This window comes from Terriglobus roseus DSM 18391 (assembly GCF_000265425.1).
GTDB lineage: Bacteria > Acidobacteriota > Terriglobia > Terriglobales > Acidobacteriaceae > Terriglobus > Terriglobus roseus.
Genome location: NC_018014.1, coordinates 2,221,702 through 2,237,532 on the forward strand (window position 1 = coordinate 2,221,702; position 15,831 = coordinate 2,237,532).

At 61.3% G+C, this 15,831-nt stretch carries 13 protein-coding genes; 5 read left to right on the forward strand and 8 right to left on the reverse strand.

The annotated features are described in order from the left end of the window. Nucleotides 1-129 precede the first annotated feature (129 nt). The 4 genes from deoC to TERRO_RS09315 are packed head-to-tail and all read left to right on the forward strand — an operon-like array spanning nt 130 to nt 5,333. Nucleotides 130-831: a deoxyribose-phosphate aldolase gene (deoC, locus tag TERRO_RS09300; protein WP_041593190.1), complete on the forward strand. Its 702-nt coding sequence runs from the start codon at nt 130-132 to the stop codon at nt 829-831. A gap of 36 nt (nt 832-867) precedes the next feature. Further along, on the forward strand, nt 868-2,892 hold the full coding sequence (locus tag TERRO_RS09305) for a SpoIIE family protein phosphatase (RefSeq protein ID WP_014785748.1): 2,025 nt from the start codon (nt 868-870) through the stop codon (nt 2,890-2,892). Nucleotides 2,893-2,919: 27 nt separating this feature from the next. Continuing rightward, the gene (gene aroA, locus TERRO_RS09310) at nt 2,920-4,218 is read left to right on the forward strand and encodes a 3-phosphoshikimate 1-carboxyvinyltransferase (protein WP_014785749.1); all 1,299 of its coding nucleotides are present in this window, start codon (nt 2,920-2,922) and stop codon (nt 4,216-4,218) included. An 11-nt stretch (nt 4,219-4,229) separates the two neighbouring features. After that, complete coding sequence (locus tag TERRO_RS09315) at nt 4,230-5,333, forward strand: glycosyltransferase family 4 protein (RefSeq protein WP_014785750.1); 1,104 nt, start codon at nt 4,230-4,232, stop codon at nt 5,331-5,333. Here TERRO_RS09315 and TERRO_RS09320 read toward each other — a convergent pair whose 3' ends face one another. The 3 genes from TERRO_RS09320 to hpt form a co-directional block, all read right to left on the reverse strand. Continuing rightward, entirely contained in the window at nt 5,334-6,764 is a 1,431-nt protein-coding gene (locus TERRO_RS09320; protein WP_014785751.1) for a UdgX family uracil-DNA binding protein, read from the reverse strand. After that, the gene (locus TERRO_RS09325; RefSeq protein ID WP_014785752.1) at nt 6,761-8,026 is read right to left on the reverse strand and encodes a putative DNA modification/repair radical SAM protein; all 1,266 of its coding nucleotides are present in this window, start codon (nt 8,024-8,026) and stop codon (nt 6,761-6,763) included. Before TERRO_RS09325 ends, TERRO_RS09320 begins: the two co-directional genes overlap by 4 nt. Nucleotides 8,027-8,200: 174 nt before the next feature. Then, a complete protein-coding gene (gene hpt / locus TERRO_RS09330; protein WP_014785753.1) occupies nt 8,201-8,758 on the reverse strand; it encodes a hypoxanthine phosphoribosyltransferase in 558 nt (185 codons plus the stop codon). Nucleotides 8,759-8,817: 59 nt separating this feature from the next. Here hpt and TERRO_RS09335 point away from each other — a divergent pair, with 59 nt between their 5' ends. Beyond that, nucleotides 8,818-9,648 (forward strand): prolipoprotein diacylglyceryl transferase, encoded by an 831-nt coding sequence (locus tag TERRO_RS09335; RefSeq protein WP_014785754.1) that lies wholly within the window; start codon nt 8,818-8,820, stop codon nt 9,646-9,648. An 11-nt stretch (nt 9,649-9,659) separates the two neighbouring features. On the opposite strand, the gene TERRO_RS09340 is transcribed toward TERRO_RS09335, so the two are convergent. The 5 genes from TERRO_RS09340 to uvrA form a co-directional block, all read right to left on the reverse strand. Continuing rightward, nucleotides 9,660-10,358 carry a M48 family metalloprotease gene (locus TERRO_RS09340; RefSeq protein ID WP_014785755.1) on the reverse strand — a complete coding sequence of 233 codons (699 nt, stop codon included), beginning with the start codon at nt 10,356-10,358 and terminating at the stop codon, nt 9,660-9,662. 16 nt (nt 10,359-10,374) lie between these two features. Beyond that, complete coding sequence (locus tag TERRO_RS09345) at nt 10,375-10,917, reverse strand: hypothetical protein (protein ID WP_014785756.1); 543 nt, start codon at nt 10,915-10,917, stop codon at nt 10,375-10,377. A 7-nt stretch (nt 10,918-10,924) separates the two neighbouring features. Beyond that, nucleotides 10,925-11,344: a hypothetical protein gene (locus TERRO_RS09350; RefSeq protein WP_041592534.1), complete on the reverse strand. Its 420-nt coding sequence runs from the start codon at nt 11,342-11,344 to the stop codon at nt 10,925-10,927. Nucleotides 11,345-11,489: 145 nt separating this feature from the next. Further along, nucleotides 11,490-12,833 (reverse strand): tetratricopeptide repeat protein, encoded by a 1,344-nt coding sequence (locus TERRO_RS09355; protein ID WP_014785758.1) that lies wholly within the window; start codon nt 12,831-12,833, stop codon nt 11,490-11,492. Then, the gene (gene uvrA, locus TERRO_RS09360) at nt 12,830-15,820 is read right to left on the reverse strand and encodes an excinuclease ABC subunit UvrA (protein WP_425358501.1); all 2,991 of its coding nucleotides are present in this window, start codon (nt 15,818-15,820) and stop codon (nt 12,830-12,832) included. The genes TERRO_RS09355 and uvrA overlap by 4 nt, the downstream gene beginning before the upstream one ends. Nucleotides 15,821-15,831 lie beyond the last annotated feature (11 nt).

Below are 15,831 nucleotides of genomic sequence, written 5' to 3' on the forward strand. Positions count from 1 at the left end.
CAGTCGTCGAAAACTGCATGTTGCACTCAACCGGCGATATCATGAGCGTTGGGTTTCAAGCACCCACGGATGAGAGGCACCATGAGGGATGAAAACGCATTGGCTGCGGCCAACTTTTACGATGAAGCCATGAGCAGCCCGCGGGCGCTTGCCGCCACACTGGATCACACCTTGCTGAAGGCCGACGCAACACGCGCACAGGTCCTGCATATCTGTGAAGAGGCCGCCGAGTATCGCTTTGCCTGTGCCATGGTTAACCCGTTCTGGGTGTCGACGGCGGTCGCTGCGCTTGCCGGTGCGGACGTTCCCGTAGGTGTGGTCATTGGGTTTCCGCTGGGCGCCTCGCTGATGGAGTCGAAAGTAGACGAGGCGAAGCGGGCAATTGCGTTGGGCGCGCATGACGTCGACATGGTGATGAACATCGGCGCTTTGAAGAGCGGCGAGTATGATGCCGTTGCCGAGGACATCCGTGGCGTGGTGGAGGTTGCACACGGCCGCGGCGCCATCGTGAAGGTAATTCTGGAAACGGCGCTCCTGAACTTTGAGGAGAAGTTACGCGCCAGCGAGATTGCCGTGACGGCGGGTGCCGACTTTATCAAGACAAGCACGGGCTTTTCGACGGGCGGGGCTACCGTGGATGACATTGCGCAGATGCGCGGCGTCGCGGGGTCTCGTTGCGGTGTGAAGGCTTCGGGCGGCATCCGATCGCTGGCAGACGCGCAGGCGATGTTGCGTGCCGGCGCCACACGGATTGGTGCCAGCGCCAGCGTGCGGATTGTGCAGGAGTTGACGGGCGACGCCGACGCGTTGAAGGCAACATCCGGCTATTAAGCCATCTTAGGAATCAAATCTGCTACAAAGGCAGGCATGGACGCGATCGAGGACAAGCCGAAGCGGAACGGGAAGCCACTGCGTGTGGCGTCGCGGTCCCGCGCCTCGGATGCGTCCGAGGTTCGCCTTGATGAAGGTGATGACGCCGCCCTGCTATCCGACCAGTTCGAGGGGGACTATCGCCCCAGCCCGAACGCGCCGCAGAGTGCGCCGCAAGTAGAGATCCCTGACCGCGGTCCCACCACCAACGGCGAGATGAATATCCCGCCCACGTCACCCTCACATCCTGAGAACCGCATCCGCGTATCGAGCGAGCATGTGGACTTTCTGCTGAGACTGGCCGAGGCGTTGAACAATACGCTGGATCTGCAGACGCTAATGCTGCGTGTGGCCGAGCTGGTACGGGCCGTCGTGGATTACCGCATCTTCGCGATCCTGCTGATCAACGACCGGACCCAGGAGCTGTGGATGCGCTTCCAGGTCGGCCATGCCCCGGAGATCGAGCGCATGCGCGTCAAGCTGGGCCGCGGCGTTGTCGGTCAGGCTGCACAGACGCGAACGTCGATCCTGGTCGATGATGTAAGCCACCTGCCGCACTACATCAGCGCGAACCCGGCGGTTAAAAGCGAGCTGGCGGTGCCGCTGATCGTGAAGAACCGCGTCATCGGCGTCATCGATCTTGAGAGTGAACAGCTTGCGGCGTTCACACAGGATCAACGGCGTTTGTTGGAGCTGGTGGCGTCGCGCATGGCGGTTGCGATCGAGAATGCCCGGCTGTACACACGCCTTTCGCGGCAGGCGCAGACGCTGACCGTGCTGAGCGAGATCAGCCGCGAATTCACGGCCATTCTTGACCTGGACACGCTGCTGCAGCGCATCGGCGTGCTGCTGAAGCGTGTGGTCGACTTCCAGATGTTTACGGTGCTGCTGTGGAGCGAGAGCCGGCAGCAGTTTGTGCATCGTCTGTCGACGCGCTTTGGCGAGCGCGTAAACCGCGACCGCAATGCCGTTATGGGGCAAGGCATCTTCGGCATAGCGGCGGAGCAGAAGGAGCCAATCCTGGTGGGCGATGTCCGGAAGGATGCGCGCTACCTGGGTGATAGTACTGCCTCGCCGGAGCGAGGAGCGGACACGCGCGAGGTGCGGTCGATGCTGGCCGTCCCGCTGATGTACAAGGAAAAGGTTGTTGGCGTGATGGCGTTGGAGCATACACGCCTCAACTACTACAACGAGGATCATCAGCGGACGCTGACGACTCTGGCCGGCCAGATTGCGATCGCGATCTCAAATGCGCGTTTGTACGAGCGCATCTTCGAAGAAGAACAACGCATGGAGCGGGATCTGCAGATGGCGCGTGAGGTGCAGATGCGTCTGCTGCCACCCCCTCCGCAGCCGTTGCCGCATGCAGAGTTTGCAGCGCGCTTTCTGCCCGCGCGGTCGATCGGCGGCGATGTCTATGACTTCATCAACTATGGCGATAACTGCGTGGCCATTGCTGTAGGCGACGTCAGTGGTAAGGCAGCTCCCGCGGCTCTCTATGCCGCGCTGGTCAGCGGCATCCTGCGGTCACTTGCAGCGCAACACCTGCAGCCGGCGGCGATGCTGGCGGCGCTGAACGACCAGTTGCAGGAGCGCAAGCTGGACTCGCAGTACGTAACGATGCTGTTTGCCGTGTGGAACGACGAAGGACGGACGCTAAGCATTGCCAATGCGGGATCGGTGCAGCCGATGCTTGTCTCCTGCGATGGGGACCGGATGCGTGCGCGTGTCATCGAAGCAGAGGGATTCCCGCTGGGGCTGTTTCCGAATGCAGAGTATGAGGAGTTCACTATCTCGACACGCCCGGGCGACCTTTTGGTTTTCTTCTCGGACGGTATTGTGGACGCGGAGAATAAGAGCGACGAGATGTTTGGCACGGAGCGCCTGAGCGAAGTACTGGAAACATTGACGCAGCCGGATGCTGAAGCCGCCGTGGTGGCCGTGCTGGACGCTGTCGCGAAGTTCCAGGATGGCAAAGAACACTTCGACGATGAGACGTTGGTCGTTCTGCGCGTCCTTTGATCGCCTGCTTCGCTCTAGAATGAATGCATGTCTTCGAATTCCACTACACAGACCGTGCTGCCTGCGCGCACGGTGCGCGGCAGCGTCCGTCTGCCCGGCGACAAGAGCATCTCGCACCGCTATGCCATGCTGGCCGGCCTTGCGAAGGGAACTTCGCGCCTCGCGAACTTCTCCACCGGCGCTGACCCGCATAGCTCGCTTGCCTGCATGGAAGCGCTTGGCGCGACGGTCGTGAAGCGTGATGACGGCGTCATTGAAGTCACGGGTGTTGGCGGCACATTTCAGCAGCCGACGCGCGACTTGGATTGCGGCAACAGTGGATCCACCATGCGAATGCTGGCGGGGCTGGTGGCGTCGCATCCTGGTACGTACACGTTCGTGGGTGACGCATCGCTGACGAAGCGGCCGATGCAGCGCATCAAGGGACCTCTGGAACAGATGGGCGCACGCATCGAGCTCATCGATGGGCACGCACCGATGGTCGTCCACGGCGGGCCGTTGAAGGCGATTGAGTTCAGCACCCCGATTGCATCGGCCCAGGTGAAGACTGCTGTGTTGTTTGCGGGATTGGGCGCGGAAGGCACCACGACTTTGCAGGAGGCGGTTCGCACGCGCGACCACTCGGAGCATGCACTGCGCGCGTTCGGTGCGGAGCTTGAGCGTGGGCGGGACAGCATCTCGATCCGTGGCGGACAGTCGCTCACAGCGATTGAAGCGACGGTGCCCGGCGATCTTTCATCAGCCGCCTTCTTCCTTTGCGCGGCGCTGCTGTTTCCGGATTCACAGCTGGTGCTGGATGACGTCGGCATGAATCCCTCGCGGTCGACTCTGCTGGATGTGCTGACCGGCATGGGATTGAAGATCACGGTGCTGAACCTAGAAGAGAAGCATGGCGAGATGATCGGCACGCTGCAAGTGAACGGCGCTGAGGTCCTGAAGGGTGCAGAAATCACCGGCACACTGCCGGCCCTCATCATTGATGAACTGCCAGTGCTTGCCGCCATCGCTCCGTTCACGCGCGATGGTGTGACGATCCGTGATGCGAAGGAACTACGCGTCAAAGAGTCCGACCGCATTGCCTTGGTGGTACAGAACCTAAGGGCGATGGGCGCGGAGGTTGAGGAGTTTGAGGATGGCATGCACGTTCCCGGCGGCCAGACGCTGCGTGGTGGCGTGGTCGATTCGGCCGACGATCATCGCATCGCCATGGCTTTTGCTGTGGCTGCGCTGCGCGCAGAGGGCGAGACGACGATCCACGGCGCAGAGGCTGCGGCTATCTCGTTCCCGGAGTTCTTCACGCTTCTGAACGAAATTGCCGCGCGTTAAGAAAAGGTCGCATGGAAACGTCGCAGCCAGTAGAGATCTTCATTGCAGAGGTGGAAGCGTTCGGCGGTGCCGAACGCAGCGACCTCGCGCTTTCGCGATGGCTCTATGAGCATGGTATTGCGAACCGCGTGCTGACCTATGAGGATCGCGTTGGGCTGGAAAAGCATGTGCAACATCCTCTTGAAGTCATCCAATTAAAGCCGCAGGGCGGTGTGCGCGCTAAGATCGCGGCATTGAAACAGCATTTTGCAGACAAGAAACAGCAGCCGAAGTTGATCGTCTCTGGCTACCAGCCGGCGCTGCATGTCACTCTCGCTGGTGTGCGTGGTTTCAACTGCCTCATGCATGACACCGCGGCGTTGTTGAGCGATGCGGGACATCGCTCGCTCAAGGGAAAGCTTCGACTCGCAATTTCGGAGTACGTCATCGGCATCGGGCTGCGGTCGGGTGGCGCCACAATCGTAACCAGTGAATTCCTGCAGGCGGAATGTCGTAAAGACTTTCGCATGAAAGCTCAAATTGCGCGCATGGGCGGTCTGCCTGCGAAGGACGGTTTTCATGAGCGGCCGTTTCATGGCGTGTTGAACATGCTTTCCGTCTGCCGTATCGAAGCCAACAAACGCATCGACTGGATGCTGGAAGCCCTCGCTGTCCTTGAGAGGGAATCGCCTCCACTTTCCGCCAAGGCTGACTGGCGCCTGGACCTCGCAGGGAAAGGATCACTGATCGAGTCGCTGCGGCAGCGTGCGCAGGTGCTGGGCCTTGCAGAGCGTGTGCGCTTCCTGGGCTATGTCTCCGATGATGAGTTGCAGCTGCTGATGCGCGAAGCGCACCTTTTCCTGATGCCAGCGGTGCAGGGTTTCGGGATACCTGCGGTTGAGGCGCTACAGGCTGGCATACCGGTGTTGCTGCACCGCGAGAGTGGCGTGAGTGACATCCTGCGCGAGACACCGTGGGCTACAGTGTTCGATGGTGGCCCGGATGCGATGGTGCCCGCGTTGCGTGACGCCATTGAAGGTCTGGTTGCAGGGAGACAGATCGATCAACCACTACCGCCCATCTCCACGGAAGACGAGTGGGCTGCAAAGGTTGCGGGTCTCTGCGGTTGGGCCTGATCAGGCCTTGCTGAGAGCGATCTGGTTTGCTGTGATCAGGTCATCGCGCAGATGCTTGTAGAGCTGCTCCCGTGTGGCTTCGTCTCGTGCGCGCAACACGGCCGATGGATGGAAGGTTGCCATCACTTGCTCGGCATAGGGCGTCGACAGAATCTTGCCGCGATCGCGCATGAGTGCAAAGGTTCCGCCCAGCAACGACTTCGATGCGGACGCACCGAGGCAAAGAACTATTTTGGGTTTGAGAGCGTCCAGTTCCGCAAGGAGCCATGGCTTGCACGCGACGATCTCACTCATCCGCGGGTTCTGGTGCAGTCGCAGCTTGCCGCGCTGCACGAACTTGAAATGCTTTACGGCATTCGTCAAGTAGACATCGGCATCGTGGATGCCGGCTTCAGCGAGTGCTCGTCGCAGCACTCCGCCAGCGGGCCCGACGAATGGCTCGCCCTGCAGATCTTCCTGGTCGCCTGGCTGTTCACCTACCAGCACGAGGGAAGCGTGCAGGCTTCCTCGCCCCGGCACGACCTGCGTGGCGTGGCAGTACAGGTCACAGCCTTTGCAGGTGGGTAGTGCCGCGTTGATCGCCGTGAGCGTGTGTGAGGCAGGGACGAAAGGTGCGGCGCTTGGCTTGCCGGTCTGTAGAGCCACCATCCCCTCAACGCGCTTCGCTGCGGTTGCCATCAAATTGGGAAGCAAGTCCACCTCGGGCAGGTTGCCCCAATAGCGTACCGGCATGTGGCCACGCATGGCATCAGGATTCAACCGCGCCGGATTGAAGATGTTGGCGTAATAACTCTTCCAGAGCACTTCAAGTTCATCGCCGGCGGGTGCGTGGTCCCGCGTGACCGCTGGGCCATATTGCAGCTGCTTCGTTGCGGGATCCCATGACGCGGAACCGTCGGGAGTGAGGATGGACCAGCGCATGATGGCGAAGCGTTCTGCAAAGAACGGGGCTGCAAGTTCGAGGATGCGATGCTGCGGTTCATACCAGGCGATGAAGTGCTCTTCGCTATCCTGCTGAATGCTGCGAAAGCGAACAAAGGCGTGCATCTTGTGTTCATCGCGACGCACCTGCTGCTCCATGCGCAGCAGTTCGTTAACGTCGCGGTCGACTTCAACCTTCAGCAAATCGCGATTGGATTGAAGCCGCCAAAGCAGGCGGTAGAGCAGATTCCAGCGTTGCGGGTCGCGATGGTACGAAGCGAGCAGCGCCTTCTGCAGGAAGGTCTTTGGAACGTGCGGAGCCTTGGCTTCGACATTGAGATCAAGTGGTTTAGATACCGTCTGGAAGAGGTCATTCGAAGAGGGAACGGTCGCATCTTCGAAGTCGATCTCATCGGGGGTAACCCCTTGGGACAATGCTGCACGTGCAAGGTCTCGCCACGCGTTGAATTCGGGCTCGACACGCAGGCGCCTTGTCGCAGAGGCGATCACAAGGCGCCCCAAAGTGCGCTGCGGCCGGCTTCCTCGAACAATCCCATTTGCTGGGCAGGTGGTTGCGTGGCACTCGTCACCGTCGTCGCGACATCTCCGAGGAGATTAGGAACGCTGGGTAAATGGTCCGCTGCGATGAGATAGTTCGCGGCATCTTTCAGTCGCACATGGAGCTTGCGAAGATCCTCGATGCCAAGACGGTGATAGCGGCGGATGCTGAGGATGCGATCGACGTTGCGATAACCGAGGCCAGGGACGCGCAGCAGCGTCTCGCGGGGTGCGGCATTCACGTCAACGGGAAAGAACTCCGGGTTGCGACGCGCCCAGCCCAGCTTCGGATCCACGGCTAGATCGAGTTCCGGCTCCGTCTCCGTTGTGATTTCATCCGCGGCGAAGCCGTAGTGCCGCATCAACCAGTCGGCCTGATAGAGCCGGTGCTCGCGGATCATCGGTGAAGCTCTTAACGGTAGCCGCGTGTCTGCTTCGGGGTAGGGTGAAAAGCCGGTGTAATAGACGCGGCGCAGCTTGTAGCTGGTGTAGAGGCCGCTGGCGCGCGTGATGATTTCGCGGTCGGTCGAAGGCGTAGCTCCGATGACCATCTGCGTACTTTGCCCGGCGGGTGCAAACTTTGGCGCAGAGTGAAAGCGTGCGCGATCCTCATCCGCCTCCTGCTTGCGCTCGTGAATCTGCGTCATCGTTGTTTCGATGACCGCGGACTTCTTCTCCGGCGCAAGCTGCACAAGGTCCTGCTGCGTGGGCAGCTCGATGTTTGCAGAGAGTCGGTCGGCATAGAGGCCTGCCTCATCGACGAGTCGCTGCGCACAGCCGGGGATGGCCTTGATGTGGATGTAGCCACCGAAGTGGTGGACGGACCGCAGCGTCTTCGCGACGGCGATCAATTGCTCCATGGTGTAGTCCGGCGATTGGATGATGCCGGACGACAGGAACAGGCCTTCAATGTAATTCCGCTTGTAGAAATCGAGCGTGAGTGTGACGATCTCCTCCGGCGTGAAACGCGCGCGGCGGATGTCGCTGCTGACGCGGTTGACGCAGAAGACACAGTCGTACGTGCAGAAGTTTGTGAGCAGCAGCTTTAGCAGGCTGACGCAGCGTCCGTCCGGAGTGTAGCTGTGGCAGATTCCGTTACCGTCGGAGTGACCCACGCCCTGACCGTTGCCCGCGCGCTTGGCACCGGACGAGGCACATGAGGCGTCGTACTTCGCCGCGTCGGCTAGGATTTCGAGCTTTTGCTGAACGGTCATCGACACCTTTCTATCCTAGCGAATAGGAAGCGAAGACCTTTCGGGTGGTTGCGTGTGGTGAAGCCTGTAGTGAGAGGTGTTTACGGCATGCATCTTTGTTCGGACCAGTGTGGAGGAGCACGGAAAAGCGGATGCGATCAGGATCGCATCCGCTTTGCTGACCTTACTGGCTTACTAAACCTTATCTTCCGGGAACAAGCGAATGTCAGCGACATTGCGGTACTTCTCCGCGTAGTCCATGCCGTAACCAATGACGAAGCGATTGGGAATTTTGAAGCAGACGTAGTCGGCTTCAATGGGCACCAGGCGGCGCTCCGGCTTATCGAGGCATGTCGCGATCTTCAGCGATGCGGGCTTGTGCTGCAGCATCAGTTTGCGCAGATAGCTCAGCGTCAGGCCTGTGTCGAGGATGTCTTCGACGACGATGACGTGCTTGCCTTCAATTGGTACATCCAGATCCTTGATGAGCTTAACGGCACCGCTGCTGGTCTTGCCCTTGCCGTAACTGGAGACGGCGACGAAGTCGAAGGTGTTATCGACTTCGATGGCGCGAGCGAGATCTGCAAGGAAGATGGCCGCGCCCTTCAACACACCCACAAGGACGATGCTTTCTCCTTTGTAGTCTTCACTGATCTGCTTGCCGATGGCGATGACGCGCTCGCGTATCTGCTCGACGGAGAAGAGAACTTGGCAGGAGGACGCGGGGACGAAGGGAAGGGTGGGAGTCGCCATGTACCTTAGCCTATCGCGTACGGTCGCGAGCGCAAACCCCGGTATACTTGGAAGACGCAATGTTTCCGTATCTGCACATCGGTTCGCTCACTCTCGGCACGTTCGGCATCCTGATGTGGTTCGCTGCGGTGACTGCGGCGTACGTGCTGCATCGCTCGTTCCTGCGAGCTGGTGTGTCGGCTGATGCCATCGTCGTTGTCTCAACCGTGATGATCGCCGGTGTAGTCGGCGCCAAGCTCTGGCACGAGTTACAACACCCCTTCCAGCTTCGTATGGCCATGCAGGAGGTCATCCTGCCGGGCTGGTCTCAGCCGCTGGAAGTCCTAACGCGCTTCTTCCACTGGTTTCAGGCCGGCTTTGCGTGGTTTGGCGGCTTGCTCTTCGGCATCGGCGCGCTGATGTGGCAGGGTCGTACGCACAAGACCGGTGCCGTGCGGATGCTGGATCTTGCAGCACCTGCTGCGGCGATCGGTTACGGCGTGGGACGTATCGGCTGCCTCACCTCAGGTGACGGCGACTATGGTGTAGCAACAACGCTGCCGTGGGGCATCCACATCCACGACGACGCCCTGGATCCGCCACAGCCGAATCCGCCGGGTCTGCTGGTGCACCCGACGCCCATCTACGAGTTGCTTTTCTCGTTGGCGCTGGGATGGTACCTGTGGGTCCGTGGACGTAAGGGCGATTTGCCCATCGGACAGCTCACGGGTGAATACCTGGTTCTGAGTGGTGTTGGTCGCTTTCTGGTGGAACTCTTGCGCCGAAACGAGCGTCTGTATCTGGGCATGAGCAATGCTCAGGTGGCATCGCTGGGCACTATTGTGGTCGGGGCGATTGTGATCGCAATTTCACGGAGCCGCAGGTCCGCTGTGGTCGAGCAGACGGCTTAGATCTTCCGCGGCTAAAGCCTTCGCAGAAACGCCTTCGCCTCTTCAAACTCTGGAAAAAGCTTCTCCTCCGCCTGAAATTCGCGCGAGTGGATGCAGCGACGACCCGTACGGGCGCGCACCACGGGATGCTTCAGGTGCAGCATCTCGTGGTACATCAGGTACTCGATCGCGAAACGCGGCACGTGTGCGGCGTCGAAGACGCGGCTGACCACGATTGTGTTGTGTGCGGCGTCGTAGTGGCCGAGCATACGGCGTGCGTGATGGCCGCTCCACGTCAGAATCGGGCGGCCCAGAAGGCCGTGGAAGAAGCGACGGTTGATCGTCTCGAAGACCTCGTCAAGATCGTAGAAATGGCCTACAGCCGTGTGAATCTGCTTACGGCCGCGTGTCTGCCGTGCATGTTCCGCCTGGCGGCTGACCGCCTCCGAAGAGGTGTAGCGGCGATAGCGATCGGAGTGCGCGGCCGTGATCGGCTTGCGATAAAGCTTGGCGATCAGGATGTGGGCGATGGCTTCCAAGACAGATTCCGGGGCGGACTGCAGCAGATCCGAGAGACTGACGAGCAGCTTGCCTTCCCGCAGACGGATCGTGGTGTTCAGTGAAACGAAGCGCCGGAAGCGGATGTCGAACGGCGGCATGGGCGCGCGTGGCCGCAGATCGCGGTAGGCGACTTCAAAGATGCGCTGCAGTTCCGGGGAGCTCACTACCAACAGTTTACGACTCGCACTACTCCCGTGGGATAAGTCCGACTCCACCTGGGTTCGCGGTCTTGCTGGGCGGATGTTCTTTGAAGTAGGCGACCTGCGCGGGCAGCATCTCGGTCGCCTGGGACTTCACATCTACAACGGCCTCGATTGCCAGTTTCCGGATGATGTTGTAGCTGTCGTCGTCGGGCGGCTGCTTCAGTACGCTCTCCCAGCGCATGGTGGCATCGATGAGTTTCGGCAGGGGTTTCCGCAGGTCGCGGTGCGCGTTGCTGTACTCCTCAAGGTTGTCCTGGAATTCGTCGACCAGACCGGCGATCTCGTCCATACTCTCGCGAATGTCCTCGCGGCGTCCTTGTGCGCGCTTGTCTGCAAGGATGACCTGAATACGCTTGATGCGGGATTCGATAATGCTTTGATAGACGGCAACTCGCGCAGCAGGATCGGCCGCGGCGTCGCGAACAGCCTCCTCCTCTCTCTCGGAGAGCGCAGTGGAGTGCCGCTGAGCCTGTGCTGCAGACAGACATAGGCAGAGCGCGAGGATTAGAAAGGGAATGCGGCGCACGGGGCCTCTACTTCTCGAAAACAGCGCTCAGGAGGGCCGTTTGCACCTTATCGAGCTGCCTCAAGGCACTTTGCACCATTGGCTTCATGTCGCCAGAGGCGCTACGTACCAAGTCAGTAAGTCGGCGGTTGGTCGCGTGGAGCAGCATCTCGGTCTTCTTCAAACCCTTGCTGTCGCGGTGAAGATCGCTTTCTAGCTCGGCGGTGCAAGCTTCCAGCTGATGGAGTGTGGCTTGTGCCTTTTCTTCTTCGCCTTCGGCGATCTCCCGTGAGACGAGCAGGCTGATCTTGTCGGCAAGATCTGCGTACATCTGCACTTGCTCGCGTGGTGAGGCTTGCTGGGCGCGCAGTTGCAACGACGCGATGGTGGCGGAGTCGATCATCAGGCCATTGTCGGCGGCGCGCGAGGACAATGGCAGCGCGAGCATGGCACCGCAACATGCGACGGTACGCAGGTGGGCAGGAAGATTGTGGGGTAGACGATGGAGCCGATTGCAAAGACGTGGGACCTGCATTGCACACCTCCCCGGGACGGGGATCTGAACCTGTGGCTTACATGGCCGGCGGAGTGAGTTACTTCGCCCGATCAAGAATCCGCAGCCGCTGTTGCGCCTGCCACTCTTGGTCTGGAAATTTACCACCGGATTGCTGCAAAAACAAGTGGTACTGCTCCTGTGCGGCTTTCGTGTGGTGCAGAGCGTCGTGCGCTGAAGCTGACAGGAACGTGTATGGCGGCTGTGATGGCAAGACCGCGTTGCGCGTTGCCAGCGCTCTCAGCACTGTTTCGTAGTCTTTGTTGGAGGATGCGGCGAACGCCAGTTCGCCGGCGGCCTCTGCCATTGCGGTCTTTGTGGGGAAGCGGTCGGGGTGTGCGAGGGCGCTCTGGAGTAGCGGTTCGGCTTCCGGGGAGCGCTTCAGGCGGATGAGCGCGTCGGCTGTTCCGCTTAGGATTGTTACGTCTTCGGGGCTGGTTTTCAGCAGGGAATCGTATAGGTCGTAGGCTTTGTCCGGGGCGCCCGCGTTGGTGTAGGCGCGGGCTAGTAAGAGGGCGACTGCGCCGTTCTCTGGCTCGGTTTTGTGGAGCTTTTCCAGGGATGGGAGGGCTGCTTCGGTTTGGCCGTCGAGGAGTTGCTCGGATGCCAATTCTGCCAGCAAAACGTGGTTTTGCGGGTGGTTTTCGAGGGCTTTCTGGAGCACTTTCTGCGCTTCTGCGGACTTTTTGAGACGACTCAGTACGCGGGCGTAGCCGACGGCCACTTCGATGTCGTTGGGGGCCAGTTCTGAGGCGTGGGCATAGGCCTTTTCGGTCGCAGCGTCGTCGTGCTGGGAGTCGGTGAGCTCGGCTGCCATGGCGGCGTCGTCCGGGGTCTCGGGTGAGAGCTTGAGGGCCTGGATGAGTTCCGGGATGGCGCGGGCGGGGGCGCGGAAGTGGATCTGGGCGAGAGCGCGGTAGGCTCGGGCCTGGATGGCCGGGTCAGCGTTGGGGACCTTCGTGACGGCGGTGAGTTGTTCTTCCGCTTCCTTCGCGTTGCCGGTCCGTGCAAGGAGCAGGCCGAGCGAGGCGCGGGCGGTTACGTCTTCGGGTTTCAGGGCGATGGCGCTGCGGTAGGCGGCGGCTGCTTCGTTGTTGTTGCCGAGGGCGTCCTGCGCGAAGGCGAGATCGTAGAAGATGCGGGCGTTGGTCTGCGTTGATGTTGCGAACGGCTTGAGCAGGGTGACGGCTTCTGTGTACTTTTCCGAAGCGATGTTTTCTTCCGCGGCCTGCAGGGCGGCGCTCTCCGCGGTCGGTGGGGCCTGGCGCGTGGTATCCGGCACGGGCGAGGTGGTGCCCGGGGGCATCTGCATCTGGATTTCGGCGTGGGCGTGTGCGTTTGCCGTTGCGGCGACGATCAGCAGCGCTGCAAGAGAGAGCTTCATAGCGCTGCCTCAAGTACCGGAGCGAGCCACTGGCCCGTGTAGGAGCCGGGGACCTTTGCGATCTCTTCCGGCGTGCCCACGGCGACGACCTGGCCGCCGGCCGAGCCGCCTTCCGGACCCATGTCGATGACCCAGTCCGCGCACTTGATGATGTCCATGTTGTGTTCGATGACGAGGAGCGATCCGCCGCCTTCGATGAGTTTGCGGAAGGCCTGCAGAAGGGTTGCGACGTCGGCGAAGTGTAGGCCCGTGGTTGGCTCGTCGAGGATGTAGAGGACGCGGCTGGCGGCCTTCTTCGTCTCGCCGCCGCGCGTGCCGGTGCGGATGTTGGCGAGGTGCGAGGCGAGTTTGACTCGCTGTGCCTCGCCGCCGCTGAGCGTGGTTGCCGACTGACCGAGGCGGACGTAACCGAGACCGACTTCGTCGAGGACCTGGAGGCGTTCCACGATCTTCGGGGTGCCGGCAAAGTAGTGCACGGCATCCTTCACGGTCATGTTCAGGACATCGTGGATGTTCTTGTTCTTGTACTTCACCTCAAGGATGCCGGGCTTGTAGCGCGAGCCGCCGCATTCTTCGCAGGGCAGTTCGATGTCGGCGAGGAACTGCATCTCGACCGTGACGGTGCCGTCGCCTTCGCAGGTATCGCAGCGGCCGCCGGGGACGTTGAAGCTGAAGCTGCCTGCGGTGTAGTTTTTGCGGCGCGAGTCGGGCTGCGATGCGAAGAGTTCGCGGATGGCGTCGAAGGCCTTGATGTAGGTGACGGGGTTCGAACGCGGTGTGCGGCCGATGGGGGACTGGTCGACGAGGACGACTTCACGGAGGAAGTGGGTGCCGATGAGTTCGCGATAAAGCTGCGTGACATCGCCGCTGGCACCTTCGACGCCGAGTGCGTGTTGCAGCGCGCGGTGCAGCACCTGGTGCACGATGGTGCTCTTGCCGCTGCCGCTGACGCCGGTGACGACGGTTAACATGCCTAACGGTATTTCGAGGTCCACGCCGCGCAGGTTATGGATGCGTGCGCCTTTAAGTTTGAGGACTTCGCGAGTAGGTTCGCGGCGCTCCTGCGGCACGGGGATGCGTGTGCGACCGGAGAGGTATTTTCCGGTGATGGAGTTGGGATCGTTCTTGACGTGTTCGACGGTGCCGATGGCGAGGAGCTGGCCGCCGAGTTCGCCGGCGCCGGGACCGAGATCGATGAGGCGATCGGCTGCGAGGATGACGTCGGGATCGTGCTCGACGACGAGGACGGTGTTCCCGAGGTCGCGCAGCTCATGCATGATCTTGATGAGCTTGGCGGTATCGCGCGAGTGCAGGCCGATGGATGGCTCGTCGAGCACGTAGAGCGCACCGACGAGGCGTGAGCCGAGTGATGAGGCGAGCTGGATACGCTGCGATTCGCCGCCACTGAGGGTAGAGGAGAGGCGGTCGAGTGTGAGGTATTCCAGGCCAACCTGTTCGAGGAAGCCGATGCGCTGGCGTACCTCTTCGAGGATCTTGCCGGCGATCTCTGCCTGTGCGGGCGAGAGCTGCAAACCTTCAAAGAAGATGCGTGCGCCGGTGATGGTGAGTGCGGCGGCTTCGCAGATGTTCCTGTCGTTGAGCAGGACGGCGCGAGCTTCCGCGCGGAGGCGCTGGCCGCGGCAGTCCGGGCATGGTGCGTAGCCGCGGTACTTGGAGAGGAAGACGCGGACGTGCAGCTTGTACTTCTTGGAATCGAGCGAACGAAAGAAGCCGCGGATGCCGACGAAGCCTGAGCCGCCATCCCAGATGGCGTTCTGCTGCGCGGGCGTCATGTCGTACCAGGCGAGCTTGGTGGGGATGCTGTTCGCCGTGGCGAAGCGCTTCATCATGCCATGGAACTCGCGGTACTTGGGCTTGGTCCACGGATCGATCGCGCCGTCGTCGAGCGACTTGCCCTTGTCCGGGATGATGAGGTCCGGATCAAAGTCGATGGTGTTCCCGAAGCCCTGGCAGCGCGGGCAGGCGCCGAAGGGGTTGTTGAAGCTGAAGAGACGTGGCTCCGGATCGCGGTAGGCGCGGTGGCAGTTGGTGCACTCGAAGGCCGAGGAGAAGCGGATGCGCTGCGGCTCGGAGCCATCGCGCGGCGCGGTGAGGAAGACGATCTCGCCGCTCTCGCGGTAGCCGGTCTCGATGGCGTCGACGATGCGTGCACGGACTTCCGCGCTGACGCTGAGGCGGTCGGCGAGAACGTAGATCGGTTCGGCGAAGTTGAGTTCCAGCAGCGATTCCGGCGTGGAGAACTCAACGATGCTGCCGTTCTGGAAGAGGCGGTTGTAGCCACGGCGACGGAGTTCGACCAGGCGGTCGCGCATGGGCTCCGTTGGATCGTTGACGGGAGGTGCTTCGACTTCCTTCGTCTTCTTGGTCGAGAGCTTCTTCGGCTTGGGTGCCGGCTTGGCGGGCGACTCTTCCACGGGCAGGGCGAAGTCCTGCATGGGCTCGAGGACGATGGGACGGCGCTCGATGGGGAAGAGTGCGAAGAGGCGCGTGTCGTCGCCGAGGGCGAGGATGCTGGTGGCGATCTCATCGACGGTGTCGCGCTTGACGATGCCGCCACAGTGCAGGCAGGTGACGGTGCCGCAGCGCGCGTAGAGCAGCCGCATGTAGTCGTAGATCTCGGTTGCGGTGGCCACGGTCGAGCGGGGGTTGCGCGTCTGGTTCTTCTGCTTGATGGCGATGGCGGGCGCGAGGCCGTCCATGTGATCGACGTCAGGCTTCTCGATGCGCTCGAGGAATTGCCGCGCGTAGGCAGAGAGCGATTCGACGTAGCGACGCTGGCCTTCGGCGTAGACGGTATCGAAGGCGAGCGAGGACTTGCCCGAGCCCGACACACCGCTGACGACCGTCAGCATGTTGTGCGGGATGTCGACGTCGATGCCCTTGAGGTTATGGGTACGCGCACCGCGAATGACGATGTTCTCGTTGGGCGAGACCGCCTTCAGCGCGGGCGTTGCCGGAGGGGGGATGACTTCCGGCA